The sequence below is a fragment of the Enterovibrio paralichthyis genome, from assembly GCF_019209835.1.
Taxonomy (GTDB): domain Bacteria; phylum Pseudomonadota; class Gammaproteobacteria; order Enterobacterales; family Vibrionaceae; genus Enterovibrio; species Enterovibrio paralichthyis.
On record NZ_JAHUTS010000002.1, the window covers coordinates 140950 to 156987 of the forward strand.

At 48.9% G+C, this 16038-nt stretch carries 12 protein-coding genes; 6 read left to right on the forward strand and 6 right to left on the reverse strand.

Annotated features, from left to right (window positions below):
- Window positions 1-12: 12 nt before the first annotated feature.
- The 3 genes from prc to KU854_RS03010 form a co-directional block, all read right to left on the reverse strand.
- Complete coding sequence (gene prc / locus KU854_RS03000) at window positions 13-2016, reverse strand: carboxy terminal-processing peptidase (protein WP_218357001.1); 2004 nt, start codon at window positions 2014-2016, stop codon at window positions 13-15.
- Window positions 2017-2033: 17 nt separating this feature from the next.
- Window positions 2034-2690, reverse strand: a complete 657-nt coding sequence (gene proQ / locus KU854_RS03005) for an RNA chaperone ProQ (protein WP_218357002.1) — start codon at window positions 2688-2690, stop codon at window positions 2034-2036.
- A gap of 114 nt (window positions 2691-2804) precedes the next feature.
- Window positions 2805-3263 (reverse strand): GAF domain-containing protein, encoded by a 459-nt coding sequence (locus tag KU854_RS03010; protein WP_218357003.1) that lies wholly within the window; start codon window positions 3261-3263, stop codon window positions 2805-2807.
- A 384-nt stretch (window positions 3264-3647) separates the two neighbouring features.
- Here KU854_RS03010 and KU854_RS03015 point away from each other — a divergent pair, with 384 nt between their 5' ends.
- From KU854_RS03015 to rsmF, 3 genes are all read left to right on the forward strand, one after another.
- The gene (locus KU854_RS03015) at window positions 3648-4862 is read left to right on the forward strand and encodes a PqiA/YebS family transporter subunit (RefSeq protein WP_218357004.1); all 1215 of its coding nucleotides are present in this window, start codon (window positions 3648-3650) and stop codon (window positions 4860-4862) included.
- Window positions 4849-7473 carry a PqiB family protein gene (locus KU854_RS03020; protein ID WP_218357005.1) on the forward strand — a complete coding sequence of 875 codons (2625 nt, stop codon included), beginning with the start codon at window positions 4849-4851 and terminating at the stop codon, window positions 7471-7473. The genes KU854_RS03015 and KU854_RS03020 overlap by 14 nt, the downstream gene beginning before the upstream one ends.
- A 138-nt stretch (window positions 7474-7611) precedes the next feature.
- Window positions 7612-9042 carry a 16S rRNA (cytosine(1407)-C(5))-methyltransferase RsmF gene (gene rsmF / locus KU854_RS03025; protein ID WP_218357006.1) on the forward strand — a complete coding sequence of 477 codons (1431 nt, stop codon included), beginning with the start codon at window positions 7612-7614 and terminating at the stop codon, window positions 9040-9042.
- 243 nt (window positions 9043-9285) lie between these two features.
- On the opposite strand, the gene KU854_RS03030 is transcribed toward rsmF, so the two are convergent.
- The gene (locus KU854_RS03030) at window positions 9286-10122 is read right to left on the reverse strand and encodes a CvfB family protein (RefSeq protein WP_218357007.1); all 837 of its coding nucleotides are present in this window, start codon (window positions 10120-10122) and stop codon (window positions 9286-9288) included.
- Between the two features lie 163 nt (window positions 10123-10285).
- Entirely contained in the window at window positions 10286-11080 is a 795-nt protein-coding gene (locus KU854_RS03035; RefSeq protein ID WP_255555375.1) for a putative PEP-binding protein, read from the reverse strand.
- 343 nt (window positions 11081-11423) lie between these two features.
- Here KU854_RS03035 and KU854_RS03040 point away from each other — a divergent pair, with 343 nt between their 5' ends.
- From KU854_RS03040 to KU854_RS03050, 3 genes are all read left to right on the forward strand, one after another.
- A complete protein-coding gene (locus KU854_RS03040) occupies window positions 11424-12488 on the forward strand; it encodes a 3-deoxy-7-phosphoheptulonate synthase (RefSeq protein ID WP_218357009.1) in 1065 nt (354 codons plus the stop codon).
- Between the two features lie 28 nt (window positions 12489-12516).
- Window positions 12517-12999 (forward strand): YajQ family cyclic di-GMP-binding protein, encoded by a 483-nt coding sequence (locus tag KU854_RS03045; RefSeq protein ID WP_218357010.1) that lies wholly within the window; start codon window positions 12517-12519, stop codon window positions 12997-12999.
- Window positions 13000-13075: 76 nt separating this feature from the next.
- On the forward strand, window positions 13076-13609 hold the full coding sequence (locus tag KU854_RS03050) for a dihydrofolate reductase family protein (RefSeq protein WP_218357011.1): 534 nt from the start codon (window positions 13076-13078) through the stop codon (window positions 13607-13609).
- A 64-nt stretch (window positions 13610-13673) separates the two neighbouring features.
- Here the strand turns inward: KU854_RS03050 and KU854_RS03055 are convergent, their stop codons facing one another.
- Window positions 13674-16022 (reverse strand): helicase-related protein, encoded by a 2349-nt coding sequence (locus KU854_RS03055; RefSeq protein ID WP_218357012.1) that lies wholly within the window; start codon window positions 16020-16022, stop codon window positions 13674-13676.
- Between the last annotated feature and the right edge of the window lie 16 nt (window positions 16023-16038).

Consider the following 16038-nt stretch of genomic DNA (forward strand, 5'->3'; position numbering starts at 1 on the left):
TTGGTAGAACTATCAACTATTTACTTTCTTGGCAAGGTCCAAAGTGATTGCCGCAGCTTCATCAAGGTAAGCATCCGGTTCTTCGTAATCACTTGGTACATCATCCAGCGAAGCAAAAGGTTTCTTACCCATCATCGTTTGACGTTCATTCAAACGTTCAAGACGCTGTTTGTCTTCTTTTTCTTGCTGGGCGATACGCGCTTTTTCGCTCAAGGAAATCGTATTTTTATCTTTAATGGCTTTGTATTGTGCAATATCAGCTAAGATAAAACCGAACTCCTCGTCAGACTTAATACGCACTTGATGCGCCTTATCCAGGTTTGGCACCAGCTTCGCCAACGCGCTCACTTCCTCATAAGCAGCAGGATTGATGCTGTCCCATGGGAGTGCGTTGTCTTCTACGCTTTCACCGGTTTCTTCCGGGTCAACCGCAGTTGGGAATGGAATGTCTGGTACCACACCCATGTGTTGAGTACTTCCACCGTCAATGCGGTAAAACTTCTGGATGGTGTACTGAACGTGACCAAGCGGCTTATCAAACAAGTCGTAAATATGGTTCAGAGAACGGTGTTGTTGCACTGTCCCCTTACCAAACGATTGTTCACCCAAGATCACTGCACGGCCATAATCTTGCAGTGCAGCAGCGAAAATCTCTGAAGCTGATGCTGAGTAACGGTTGATCAACACAGTCAACGGACCATCGTAATAAACCATATTGTCGCTGTCGCTGTTCACTTTGACGCGACCATAGCTATCACGAACCTGCACAACAGGACCACTGTTGATAAACAATCCTGTCAACGCAGACGCTTCACTCAATGCACCGCCACCGTTATTGCGAAGATCAATCACAACACCGCTGACTTTGTCGCCTTTGAGTTTTTCGATTTCTTTCTTAGTGTCTTCAGCCAGGCCAACGTAGAAACTAGGTACAGAAATCACACCCACTTTCTTATTGCCCTGCTCAATCACTTCCGACTTCACTGCACGGTCTTCAAGGCGGATTTTTTCACGAACAAGAGTGACAGTGTAACTCTTAGTGTTCGCGCCATCCGGCAAGATCTGTAGCAGAACCTTGCTTCCTTTTGGCCCTTTAATCAGTTGAACCACGTCATCCAGTCGCCAGCCAATCACATCCACGACAGGCTTGTCTTCCTGGCCAACACCGATAATGCGGTCACCCGGAGAGAGTTTCTTCGAATTGGATGCCGGGCCACCTGCCACCAGTGAACGGATCACGGTGAAATCATCTTCAACCTGCAACACTGCGCCAATACCTTCCAGAGAAAGGTTCATCTCTGACTGGAATTGCTCGGCGTTGCGTGGAGAGAGATAACTGGTGTGCGGATCAATTTCACGGGAGAAAGCATTCAGGTAAACCTGAAACACATCTTCGCTTTTGGTCTGCGTCAATCGCTTCAATGCATTGTTGTAGCGCTTGGACAGGGTTTCCTGAATTTCCGGCCAGGTTTTTCCTGCAAGCTTCAGATTCAGCGCGTCATTTTTAACACGTTGACGCCAAAGCTCATCAAGCTCTGCATCATTCTTCGCCCACGGCTCTTCACTGCGATCAATGATCATCTCTTCGTCAGTGTCGAAGGTAATTTCCTTGTCGAGTAACTTGAGCGCGTATTGATAGCGATTGAAACGTTGTTTGAGCGTTTCGTTGAAGATGTCGTAAGCCGCGGCGGTATCACCGTCACGAAGCTGCTCATCAATGCTGAAACGCCATTTCGCCAGTTTATCAACCTCTTCCTGAGTCAGGAAAAGACGGTTGTAATCGAGCGTTTCTAGGTAGCGGTCAAACACATTGGATGAGAAATCATCATTGAGCTGGAATTGCTTGTAATGCGACTTTTCAAAACGACGGGTAATGCGCTTGCTGGCAGTTTTATGCTGTGGTTCAGAAACCAAAGTAGGCAGGTCAGCAGTCGTATAATTAGCCTCAAGGGCTTGAGCGGACGCTGCCAGCACAATGCTGGCAGCAATCACAGATAAGCGGATTCGACAGATCATGCGCCGAGGGATCTCCTTTACGAACTGAGGTGCTCCGCTTTTACCAGCATGGTCAGGCCATTGCTTAAACGAACGCGTACCTCGTCCTTGTTGAGTTCTACAATGGTTGCCGGCATGTTGCCGTTACCCATGTTAACGTTGACGTCCTTACCTACGACAATGTCTTCAGCCTTCAGTTCGCGACGTGGTTCCGCAGGCTTCTTCTCTAGCTTAGTATTTTTTGCCTTAGCTGGTCGAGATTTTGCTGGGTTACCTGTTGATTTATTTGATTTTGGCGCTCTTTTTTCTTTGGTGTTTGCTTTTTTATCACCGTTTTTCGCAGCTTGCTCTTTGCGACGCTCAGCAGCGCGCGCTTTGCTTTCTGCCAGTGATGCTTGAGCGTGATCAACATGCTCTTGCTCAAGCTCGCCACAATCGTTGCCATCCAGGTCCACACGTACTGCACCGGCTTTTACGCCGTACAGGTAACGCCAGGAAGAGGTGTATTGGCGAAGTGCCGCACGAAGTTGAGTCTTACTGACCTTTGGATCATCAGCAAGGCGTTCTGCCAAGTCTTGGAAAATGCCAATTTTCAGTGGACGGGCTTCACCTTCCAAGGTGAAACATTTAGGGAAACGTTCAGCGATATAGGCGATGACTTGCTTGCTGTTGGCCAGTTTTTCAGTGTTTTCCATCTTTCTTCCTGTCTCTTTGCGCGACTGCGACAATAGAGAGTGTGTACGAGTTAACAAATTTAGTGCTGCGTATTATAGATACCTGTGCATGAAAAACCACAGAGAAGCTTAAATTTAGAGGTGTTTTTGCAATTCACTGACCAATAAAGTGAGCCCGGTTTCATCATCTTTATCAAATCTTGCTTTTTTAGGCGAATCTATATCCAACACACCCACAAGTTTTCCCTCTACATGTAAAGGTAAAACTATTTCGGAGTTGCTTGCTGCATCACAAGCGATATGCCCTTCAAATTCGTGTACGTCTTCTACCCGCTCTACACGGTTATGGCTGAATGCACTGCCACACACACCACGTTGGTAAGGTATTCTCACACAGGCAGGTTTACCCTGAAATGGGCCAAGGACCAACTCATTGCCATCGTCCAGGTAAAAACCAGCCCAGTTAATATCTTCCAGTTCCTGAAAAAGTAGCGCGCTGATATTGGCCAGATTGGCAATTAAGTTAGGTTCGCCGCTGACTAATGCAACAGCCTGCTGGGTAAGTAGAGAGTAAAATTTGTCTTTGCTTTCCATGGAATAACTTCTTCCGTTACTTCGAGCGGATACCATAGGTCTAATTAGAGCATGATTCAATCATGAAGCATCTTGATGACACTTTTTATATGTTTCAACCTCAAGAAGTAGATAACAAAACCTTCTTGGCGAATCCCTGAGCCGTTAACCGATACATTCAACAAGAAATCACGTGCTCTGGACTAAGAGATTGATTAAGATGCATTTTGCCCACATTGAGCGTAGGCAAATTTTCAGGCTTCGGTTCAAATAGCCGGAAGCAATCTTCCACGGAACGGTTTTTTAGCAACGAATAACGCAATGACTTACGTTATAACTAGGTGCGGCTTCGCGCGCGCGTCGCACTTCGGTTGATATGTAACCACTGAGGGAGGTTAATCTGCTATGCACGTTTTACGTTGTGCATCTTGCGATTTGCTGCTGCACAAAGTGCCTGTCGCCAAGGGCTTCAGTGCCCGCTGCCCAGATTGCGGCTCCCGTGTCGTTAAAAACTCAACCCTGAGCCTTTCGGGTGAACTGGCGATTGCTATCGCCGCTTTCATTTTGTTCTTTCCCGCGCAACTTCTCCCGCTGGTCACCATTGATTTGTTTGGCGTACCGCTTTCTACCAGTGTCACCAGTGGTGCCGTTATCTTGCTAGACAGCTTTCCGTTTGTCGGTGCACTGGTTATCTTCTCTACCGCTATCGCGCCATTTGCATATTTGCTGAGCATTCTACTGGCTAATCTTGCCCTGCACTTCCATCATGCCCGCTCTCTTTATTACGTGACTTACGCAATGAAGTTTCTCAGGCATTGGGTAATGATCGACGTGTTTTTGGTCAGCCTAGCGGTAGCAGGATTCAAGGTAACCGAAATTGCTGAACTCTCTGTTGGATCTGGTCTGTTCAGTTTTGTGGTATTGCAGGTGTTGATTGCTGTGTTGCTGTCGCGAGTGTCCCCGAAGAAGTACTGGGATGCCTTCAGTGACTCATCAGAGGATGTAAAACTCTCTTCCGGTGCTGCTGAGGTAGACGATGCCGTCATCAGTTGTAAGCACTGTGGTTTAACCCAGAACAGTGAAAACCATCACTGCCATCGCTGCGGGGCAAAGCTGGAAAAGCGGATTTACCAAAGCATCCAGAAAACTTGGGCATCGCTTATCGCGGCCACTGTTTTTGTGTTTCCCGCCAACCTGTACCCGATATCCATCCTTCTCAGTAATGGAAAGCGCTTTGAGGACACCATTTTTTCCGGCGTTGCCAGCCTTATAAAGCAAGGCATGTATGGCATTGCCATTATCATTTTCACCGCCAGTATCATTGTGCCCGTGGCTAAAATTGTCTTCCTTGGATACATCCTGATTTGCATTCAATTTAAGGTCGACAGTGGCAGAGCACAGCGCATGAAAATCTACCGTTTTGTACAGTGGATTGGTAAATGGTCAATGATGGATCTCTGTGTTATCGCCATCATGGTTTCATTGATTGACCGCGGAAACCTACTGGATTTTACGCCTGGCCCCGGCGCTATTGCGTTTGGACTGGTCGTGGTATTAACCATGATCGCCGCCGAAAGCCTGGACTCTCGACTTATTTGGGATAAGCATGAGCAACGTTGAAGACCCTAAAATCAAAGACCCAGTGATGAAAAAGGACAAAAGCCTTTCTCCGCTGTGGATATTCACCCTTCTGGCTTTCGTACTGGCAGGATGGCTGTTGTACAAGTCTGTTAACGAGGCTGGCGAGCGCATCGAAATCTATTTTACCGATGCGCAAGGCATTGAAGCCGGACGAACCACAATCCGCTACCAAGGCCTGGAAGTTGGGATTATCCGTAAGGTGACTCTGTCTGATGACCTAAAGAGCATTTCCGCGCAGGCAGAAATCTATCCGGAAGCGACTAAAATTCTTCGCCAGAACACGGAGTTCTGGGTGGTACGCCCCCGCGCGTCTATTACAGGTATCAGCGGTCTGGATGCGCTGGTCTCCGGTAACTACATCGCCGTACAACCCGGTAGCGGAGACCCGAGAACCACTTTCATCGCAGCGGATGAGCCGCCCGTAAATGCATTTGGCAATGAAGGATTGGCGATTCAGCTGAAATCACCCGATTTGGGTTCTTTAAGTGTCGGTTCGGGCGTTTACTTTAAGAAGATCCGCGTAGGTGAAGTCGTAGACTACCGCCTGACTGCAGACAACAACGCTGTGACACTGTCACTGAACATCAAAAAAGAACATGCAGGTTTGGTTAAACAAACCACTAAATTCTGGAATGTCAGCGGTGTGAAGGCAGAAATTGGCCTTTCGGGTGTGGATGTAAACATCGAAAATCTTGCCTCAGTTATCGCCGGCGGTATTGCTTTTGACTCCCCAAAAGATGCAGAACCTGCGAAGCCACTGGAAGAGTTTGACCTCTACCCTTCAATTAATGACACCGACCGTGGCATCGCGATAACCCTGGATTTACCTGCCAATCACGGTATCACCAACCCTCATGCACCTATCATGTACCAAGGGCTCGAGATTGGTCAGTTGAACGGTATTCACTTCAACAGCGATTTCACCGCAACGGTGGCCAGTGCAAACATCAACCCATCCATGGCATGGATGCTGACATCAGGCAGCGAGTTCGTTATTGAGCAACCGGAAATCTCGCTCAGCGGTGTTAAACGCCTAAGCAACGTCATTACCGGGAACACCCTATCAATCGTGCCGGGTAAAGGCGACGAAACGCGACAATTTGAAGCAACCACCACCAGCGAGTTGATGGCACAGAACCCTGAATCTCTCCCGGTAACGCTGACGGCCGATTCGACCTGGGGCTTTAAAGCTGGTACCAAAGTCCTTTATCGCGGCGTTCAGGTTGGCGTGCTGACAGAAACCAACCTGGATGCGAATGGCGTGACCATGAAGCTGGTGATTTACCCTGACTACAAGCATCTGGTGAAAAGCGATTCACGCTTCTTTGCCCTTGGTGGTGTGTCTGGGCAAATCAGCGCTGAAGGCGTTGAATTCAGCGTACCCGCTGTTGCGCAAATGATAGAACCGGCAATCAGCTTCAGCAGTGAAGGCCAGAGCAAAGTATTGCCAACCTACCCGCTGTTCAAATCTGAAATTCAGGCGCGTAACGCAGAAAATGCAACCGTCGGCTTCAAGCGATATGTGCTTGTGGCGAAGAAGCTGCCTTCTGTCTCTGAAGGTAGCCCTGTGATGTATAAAAACTTCACCGTAGGTAAAGTAGAAAGCTTCGAGCTGTCAAAAGGAAAAGTGGAAGTCACGGTTCAAGTAGAAAACCGTTACCAGCACCTTGTAACACCTTCAACGGTATTCTGGAACCAATCGGGTATTGATATTAAAGCGAGCCTGAGCGGTGTGGTTATCGATACCGGCTCAATGAAGTCCATCATTGCTGGCGGCATCTCATTTGGCGACATCAAAGGTATTGAAAACCGCGAAGGCAGCGACTGGAAACTCTACGACAGCCTCGCTGAAGCGCAGAATGCCGGTGTCCCGCTAACCTTTACTGCGGACGATGCAAGCGGCCTCACAGTCGGCAGTGGCATCCGCTTTCAGGGCGTGAATGTGGGCGAAGTGACAGCGTTGTCCCCAGCATTCAAACGTGATGGCGTTACCATCAAAGCAATTATCTACCCTGAATTTGCTGACCAACTAGCTAAAGCAACCAGCTATTTTTGGGTTGCCCAGCCTTCGCTCAGCCTGACGAAAACTGAGAACCTGGACTCCCTGTTCGGCTCTTATATCAGTGTTGTACCCGGCAAAGGAGCAAAACGTCAGGAGTTCCATCTGCACAAGTCGGCAGAATATTCAGGCGGCCTGACCCTGGTGCTTGAAAGCGAGTCCCGTGGTTCGGTCAGTGTTGGCACCCCTATCCTATTCCGCGACTTCGAAGTCGGTTCAGTGACCGATGTCAGTCTGGGACGCTTTGCTGATCGCGTGCTTATCGAAGTGAAGATCAGCGATGACTATAAACATCTGGTGCGAAACAACACCGTGTTCTGGAACCAGTCCGGCGTAGATGTCTCAATTGGCATTACAGGTGCGAAGATCCAGAGTGGTACCTTGGAAAGCATCCTAAAAGGCGGCATTTCGTTTGCGACACCACCGGGTGAAAGCCTGGCAAAACCAGCTCGCAGCGACCAGCACTTCCTCTTGCATAACGCCCCTCAGGAGCAATGGACGACCTGGAGAACGGCAATTCCATCGTTCTAATGCATTAGTGCAGCAAAAAAGGCGCAGCGGCTTATACCGATGCGCCTTTTTTATCCATCCGGCTTCCGTTTGCTGGCGTCACCAGCCCTTTCCTTTTACACTTCGCACTTCCGTTAACACCAGCAAGAGTGCGTTCAGGTGCATCCAAATATCAAGATCCCGGACTTGTTCCTTCAACAAATCGAACAGATCCTGCCTTCCCATCTTTCCATGACGGATTTTATTGAGGCTTGTAAGCGCCCTTTGCGCCGTAGCCTGCGTGTGAACACACTGAAGATATCCGTTGAAGCCTTCCTTGAACGCGCCGCTGAGAAGGGTTGGAAGCTAACACCGGTTCCATGGTGCGACACCGGCTTTTGGATTGACGACTATAACGAAGAAATCGTGCCTTTGGGTAACACGGCTGAACATATGGCGGGGCTTTTTTACATTCAGGAAGCCAGCTCAATGCTGCCTGTTACCGCCCTGTTTGAAAACGCACCGGAATTTGAACGTGTGCTGGATATGGCTGCTGCGCCGGGCTCCAAAACAACCCAAATCGCTGCTGCACTTGGCAATTCAGGCCTGCTCGTTGCCAATGAATATTCTGCCAGCCGCGTTAAGGTGCTTCACGCAAACCTGTTGCGTTGCGGCGTGACCAACTCAGCGCTGACTAACTACGACGGCCGTGTATTCGGTGGCTGGCTACCCGAAACCTTTGATGCCATTCTTTTGGATGCCCCTTGCTCAGGCGAAGGCACAATCCGCAAAGATGCCGATGCTTTCAGCAACTGGAGCCTGGAGTCCGTCAAAGAGATTGCCGACACCCAGCGCGATTTGATCACCAGCGCGTTTCACGCATTGAAACCAGGCGGCGTGATGGTGTATTCAACCTGTACACTGAACCACGACGAAAATCAGGATATTTGTCACTACCTGAAAGAGACATTTGGCGATGCTGTGGCTTTTGAACCGCTGAATGGTTTGTTTGAGGGTGCGGACAAAGCCTGCACAGAAGATGGTTTCCTGCACGTCTTCCCACAGATTTTCGACAGTGAAGGTTTCTTCGTAGCAAGGCTTCGCAAAACTGAAGCCGTAGACAGCGAAATGGTGAAAAAACGCCCGCGCAAGTTCCCATTCCAAAAAGCCAACGCGAAAGATTCTGATGCAGCGAAACAAGCCCTGCGCGATACATTGGGCTTAGACGTGCCATCTGATTCCAATATCTGGCTGCGCGACAAGGAAGTATGGCTATTCCCTGCTCCAATCGAAGCTATTTTGCCGGAAATCAAGTTTGACCGCATCGGACTGAAGCTTGCGGAAACCCATAAGAAAGGATATCGCTGGCAACATGAGACCATCATGGCGCTGGCTAAAGGCAATGAAGACAACTGCATCGACCTGACAGTCGAAGACGCCAAAGAATGGTATATGGGCCGGGATATTCGCCCACAAAACCTCTCAGGTTCAGGTGAAGTGATTATTACTTACCGCAACCAACCTATCGGAATCGGTAAATGGGTGGGCAACCGAATCAAAAATGGTCTGCCAAGAGAGTTGGTTAGAGATGTAAACCTGTTTGTCGATTAGACATTGGTTAATTTCTTAAAGGTGAAACACGCCGAGGAGCTTGCGCCAACTAAATTTTGAAGTGTTACAAATCTCCATTTAAACCAGTTAGCGCAAGGCTCTTAACGAGCCATTCCCCTAAGCCCGGAACAGGAATCGTTCCGGGCTCTTTTTGTCTGACGATCCGTACGTTTCTATAGTCACAAAAAAAGCCGCAAACGCGGCTTTTAAGTGTTATTCAAGCGCTATCACTTGGTGATAATGTTACTTGATGAGGTAGATACCCTCTTTTTCAATGCGGATGCGGCGCTCTTTATAAAGGCCACCAATGGTCTTTTTGAACGTTGCTTTACTGGTGCGGAACAAAGAGAAAATCGCATCTGGGCTGCTCTTGTCATTCACAGGCAAGAAGCCACCTTTCAATTCCAGTGTACGGATAATTTTATCCGCGACGTCGTCTACTTTACCTTTGCCCAGCTTTTGCAGTGCAAGGTCAATCTTGCCATCTTCACGCACTTGCTTGATGTAGGCTTTCAGGCTCTTACCGACAAACAGTTTGCCGAAGATTTCTGATTTGAACAGCAAGCCCCAGTGAGCATCATTAACAGCACACTTGTAACCCAGATCCGTTTCTTCAACGATGGTCACATGCACCTGGTCGCCCTTCTTGTAACGCGCAGGTGTTTTATCCAGGAACTTGTTGAACTTGGTAGAGCCCACAATACGGCCAGACGCATTGTCAACGTACAGGTAAACCAGATAGTTTTTACCTTCCTGCATGCGAACACGTTGTTCGCTGAAAGGAACCAGCAGGTCTTTTGGCAGCCCCCAGTTCAGGAAAGCACCGACGCTGTTAGCACTCACGCACTGCAGCTTGGCGAACTGACCCACTTGAGCCAGCGGCTTTTCGGTAGTGGCAATGACATCGTCTTCCGAGTCAAAGTAGATGAACACGTTGATTTCGTCGCCGAGAGACGTGCCCTTAGGCACATAGCGTTTTGGCAGAAGAATATTGCCATACTCTCGTCCACCGTCGACGAATACGCCGAATTCAACCTCTTTGACCACGGTAAGCGTGTTCATTTGACCGATTTTAATCATTGATGTCTTGCTCTTTCACGTTAACTACCGCGCAGTATACGAAATTTGCGTAGGTAAGTTTGCAGTAATTTAAGGACAAACGTTCAATTGATTCATTCTTGCTCGCTCCCTGAAACGAAAAACGCCACGGCTTAGCATGGCGTCTTGTGGCGAGCATTGCGGATCAGTGAAAAATCAGCTCTACACTGGCGGCTTCTGCCAGCTCAATAATCGCGGTGTCCGTTTCCTGAGCAAGGATCTGAACCGGTTTTTCAGCCAGCTGAACCTTGCGCACGGTTTCCAAAATCAGGGTTCTGACTGCTTCATTGCCTTTGTTGAATGTGTAAGGCAATGCGGCGTCCTCAAAATCGACACCAAGCGTGAACGCAGCTAGGTTATCAACATCAATGATCATGCCATCAAAATAGGCCAGCAGCGCATCTGCCAAAATGGCGTTTGCCGGTAGCTGACAAGCCAACAGTACTTTCAATCCATTGGCGCCACGGCACAGCCCCTGCTCTGCCAATAAGTCAATCATTGTCGCAGCTTCGCTGGAGGTGCGCACAAACGGCACCACGATTTCAACAGGCAAATTCTTTTCAACAATGGCTTGCTTGAGTACTTTGCATTCAAAGACAAAGCCGAATTTGCCGATGTCACTGGCAAAACGGGAAACTCCGCGAAGCCCCATTGCCGGGTTAAACTCGTGCGGCTCCTGATCTGCGTTTTTCAGCGACCCCAAAACCTGAGAAGTTAAATCATTCAGCATCACGCGAAGCGGTCTGTTCTGGTTCGCTGCATAATTTTGTTCCAGAAACGCGAGCATTTGCTCAACTGCCTGTTGCTCATCAGACAACGTAGAAGGATGTTCACCGACAAGCTGGGTAAACAGCTCTCCTAAACAGACCAACCCAAATGCTTTTTCAGCATTTTCCAGTTGGGAGGGAGATTTTAAAGCGTAAGAATAAGTCAAATCCATTTGAGACATAGCGCACCAATACTGCTTTTGTGAAAAACGTGCCTTCAAAGCGGCGTAGCGGAAAAGGCGAAAAATTGTCTAGAAGCTTGCAAGCGCCTGATTTTTGACCTTCCGCTGATCAACATACCCAGAGAGCAGAAGTGTTACAAGTGAAAATCAGAATTTCGCTTTTGTTTTACATCCCAGTTAAAACGACAGGACAAAAGCGGGGATTTCCAGGTGGTAAGTGGTGAAATCTAGAGCGATAGGCAGAATAAATCGCTGAAAGATCACATCCCTGCTTTTCTGTCCCTGTTTTTTTGCTATCTTACTGCCTTCGCAACAAGTAAGGATGGCAGTTTCCATGCCGATTAAAACTGACGAACTCAGAACACTAGCCGTTGATACGCTGCCGACACCGGCTGAAGTCGAAGATACTTCACCGATCACTGACAGTGTTGCTGAGCACATTGCCGTTGCGCGCAAAATTACAGAAGACATTCTGACCGGTCGTGACAACCGTCTATTGGTGGTTGTTGGTCCCTGCTCTATCCACGACACCGAAGCAGGGCTCGATTATGCAAAGCGCCTGAAAGCGATTGCAGACGAGCACAAAGATACCCTGCACATCGTAATGCGCACCTACTTTGAGAAGCCACGCACCGTTGTTGGCTGGAAAGGCATGATCAATGATCCTGACCTTGACGGCAGCTGCAAACTGCGCGAAGGCCTGTTTAAAGCGCGCCAGTTCCTGCTGAATGTCAACAAGCTTGGCATGCCAACAGCCACTGAGTTCCTCGACATGATCACCGGCCAGTACATCGCCGATCTTGTTACTTGGGGCGCAATTGGTGCGCGTACGACAGAATCACAAATCCACCGTGAAATGGCCTCTGCGCTCTCTTGTCCGGTTGGATTTAAAAACGGTACGGATGGCAACATCAAAATCGCTATCGATGCGATCCGCTCTAGCCAGACCTCGCACCTTTTCTGCTCGCCAGATAAAAACGGTGTCATGACCATTTACCGCACCAGCGGTAATCCGTACGGCCATGTTATTTTGCGTGGCGGCCACCAGCCGAACTACGCGCGTCAAGATGTTGAGGCAGCTGCAGCGAACCTTTCAGCATTTAACCTTACACCGCGTTTGGTGGTTGATTTCAGCCATGCAAACTGTGAAAAGCAGCATCGTCGTCAAATCGATGTTGCAGAGGATATTTGCCAGCAAATCGTGAAAGGTGATACCCACATTGCAGGTATTATGGCGGAAAGTTTCATCGAAGAAGGCAACCAAGCGGTGGATAAAGACAACATCGCGGGTCTGACGTATGGTCAGTCTATTACCGACCCTTGCCTCGGATGGGACGACACGGCTCGCATGTTGAACATGCTTTCAGTTGCCGTCGCCGAACGTAACAGTCAATACTAAACACATAAAGATTAATCAGGATTTAACTATGCCTTCTTTTGATATCGTTTCTGAAATAGACAGTGTTGAACTGAAAAACGCGGTAGACAATGCTAAGCGCGAACTGGCTACCCGCTTCGACTTTCGTAACGTCGATGCAAGTTTCGAACTGAACAAAGAAGTGGTCAAAGTCGCTGCTGAGTCAGATTTTCAGGTTAACCAGATGATGTATATCCTGCGTGGCAACCTCGCCAAGCGCGGCGTTGATGCACGTGCAATGGAACCTAAAGACATGGTTCACTCAGGCAAAACCTTCTTCAGCGATGTCCATTTTAAAAATGGCATCGAAGCTGACATTGCTAAGAAAATCATCAAAAAAATCAAAGATGCCAAGATCAAAGTGCAGGCTCAAATCCAGGGCGAACAGGTTCGCGTAACCGGTAAAAAGCGTGATGATCTACAGGAAGTCATGCAACTGGTTCGTGAATCAGACCTGGGTCAGCCATTCCAGTTCACTAACTTCCGCGACTAATCAGTAAGTTAGAAACGACAAAGCCATTCACCTCACAGTGAATGGCTTTTTCTTTTTGATACACCGGGTAACCGCTATGAAAAATATTGTTTATATCGCCACCAGCCTTGATGGCTACATTGCTGACAGAGATGGCGGTCTGGATTGGCTGCACAGCATTCCGAACCCTGATCACTCTGATTTCGGCTGGGCTGAGTTTATGGCAGGTGTTGACGCCCTTGTGATGGGCAGAACAACGTTTGAGACAGTTTGCGGATTTGACTGCGACTGGCCTTACAACAAGCCTGTATTCGTGTTGAGCAACACATTGACAGAGATTCCTGAAAACTATCAGGATAAAGCTGAGCTGGTGTCAGGCGATTTGCCTGAGATTATCAATACTCTAAACAAACGCGGTTTTGAAATTCTTTACATCGATGGTGGAAAGACAGTGCAGAGCTTTTTGACTGAAGATTTGATTGATGACCTTATCATCACTCAAATCCCGGTATTGCTGGGTGGCGGCTCGCGCTTGTTCAGCGATTTGCCTGCGCACCAAGCGTACGAACTGGTAAACAGTGAAGTCTTGCTGGGTGCCATGATCAAAAACCACTACCGTCGCGTCCGGTAAGATCAGGTTGCTGGGGTATATACCCTCACTGAAATCAAGAAAGGCCGATCAAATCGGCCTTTTTTCATTTCACGTCGACAAGACGGCTGGCTTTTCTATATTGCACTTTCCAACCACTCCAAGAAGGCAACTCCCAGCGTTTAGGGCCGTCTTTACGATTCCCGCCTGCATGGTGAACCACTACCGTTCGTTTCCCTTTTTGGTATTCCACGTTCAAATGCAACTCAGGCAACTTAACCTCGAGCGGGTATTTATCCGCAAAGTCGTCAAACTCCCACGCAGGGATACCGTTGAATTGCAGGTCACCCGCGTCGATAAGTTCCAGATCTTCTGCGGATTCAACCCCTAAATCTAGCAGTGCTTGCTCAAGCCACACCTGCTCATCAACGATTTCGGCTACCTTATTCAGTTTAAGAGCTTGATAAAGATTCCAGTAGCGGATTTCCCTTGTAAGACGCTCGCCTGCGCCAGACAAAATCTCTCCGAGCAAAATTTGGGTTGCCAGTGCTCGGATAAGGTTCTCACCCGAGGACTCACTTTGATGTTCGCCAATCACCCTTCCGGCATATACCCGTTGGATGCAATCCAGCACAACGCCATCGTCGTTCACAAAGTCAGCAACAATGTCTTCGCCTAAGCCGCTATCAACCATCCAGTTGAACGGCACCGGCGCCATACACGTGGCATAGGAGGTTGTTTGTTTTGCGCCACGACCGGCAAGATGGAACTGGTCGAAAACAATCGCAGCCTGTGGCTCCGACGGAAAATCACTGTCACGGCTTAATACAACTTCACTGATACCGTTGCCAAAAGCTTGTTGGCGTCGCTCACGACGCACAAACACCAGTTCAGGGGCTACCTGCATAACATTTTTAAGGAAACTCTCACGCTGGTACCGGCTGGCAACCTCCCATTGCGGGAGTGCCATTGCTTCCCGGATTGAAGCCGACAACTTTCTGGCTTCATCAAGGGCGATTTCATCAATAGTAAGCAATTCTAGCGGTGCCTCACCACGAAGCACGGCAATTGAAGTGACAGCGTCACACAAATTAGGGTTCCATTGTCTGAATTCATCCAGTTCAATCTCCCCGCCCCGGCGCTTCCAAACTGTCATTGGCGTTTGCAGAATTGCTGCCAAATCCACCATCGCCTCTTTGTGTGCCTTGACTGCCATTCCAGAAATCAAATGGGCAAACAGGCTGTCGATAGGAAGCGGATAGAGCAATTTCCCGTGTTCAGTCGCAATGCCGGTGTCATCAATTGCTTTCATTTCCAGCAAACGGTTTTGTGCCGCTTTCAATGACTTTTCAGGTAGCGGAGTAAGAAAGTCCAATGACGTCAACGCATAACCACAACAGGCCGATGCCAGCATGGTTTCGGTTAAATCTTCCCTTTCCAACTCTGGGGGCGTAAACGCTTCCAATGGCGCGTGCTCACCATAAAGGCGCTCACAAAAGCCCGCAGCGATTCGCCCAGCCCGTCCTGCGCGCTGTTTAGCACTGGCTTTAGAAATCGCATGTAAAGCCAACGCTGTGCGGCCGTTACGCTGATGGGTGCGACGCTCCATACCGGTATCGATAACGGTAACAATGCCGGGAATGGTCAGCGACGTTTCAGCGACATTGGTGGCCAGGACGATACGCTGGTTTTCGGATTGATGCAGCGCTCGGTGGCGGTCAGAGTCGGAAACCGAGGCATGAAGGGGAATGACTTCTGCGCCCAGTTCTTTTAACGCTGACTGGCACTGGTTGATTTCCTTTTTACCGGGCAAAAACACCAGTACGTCACCGCCGCGATCTAAGGCCAGCTCCACCAAGGGTTTTACCCGGGTTTCTATATACTTGCCGGATGGCATTCGCTGACTTTCAGCATGATGAGAGATAGTGACACCGTAACTTACAGCATCCGCTTTGAGCACGTCAGCATCGAAGTAGTGCGCCAGTTTGTCGCTATCCAGCGTCGCTGAAGTAATGATCAACCGGTGCCGATCCACCTTCTTAAGCAACGCTGCCAACAAATCAGTTTCAGCGCGGCGCTCATGAAATTCATCAATCATCACCACATCAAAATTGGCAAGGCAATCTTCACTGAACCAACGCAACACAACACCGGGCGTAGCAAACACAATGCGAGACGCTTCCGAAAAACGGTGGTCGAATTTTATGGCATACCCTACGGTTTCGCCGACGTGACAATCGAGTGTTTCTGCCACAAATCCCGCCAAAGAGGTACATGCCACCCTGCGGGGTTCAATCACCAACACCCGCCCCAGTTTCATCGCCCAAACAGGTAGACGTGTCGATTTACCGGTACCGGTGTCAGATTGAACAATGAGGTGGCGTTCGGGAAGTTTTTGCTCCACCAAAGGTTGAAGCGAATCAATCGGCAAAGTGAGAGGCGTGGAATTAGGCATGAAAATACAGCTGGTT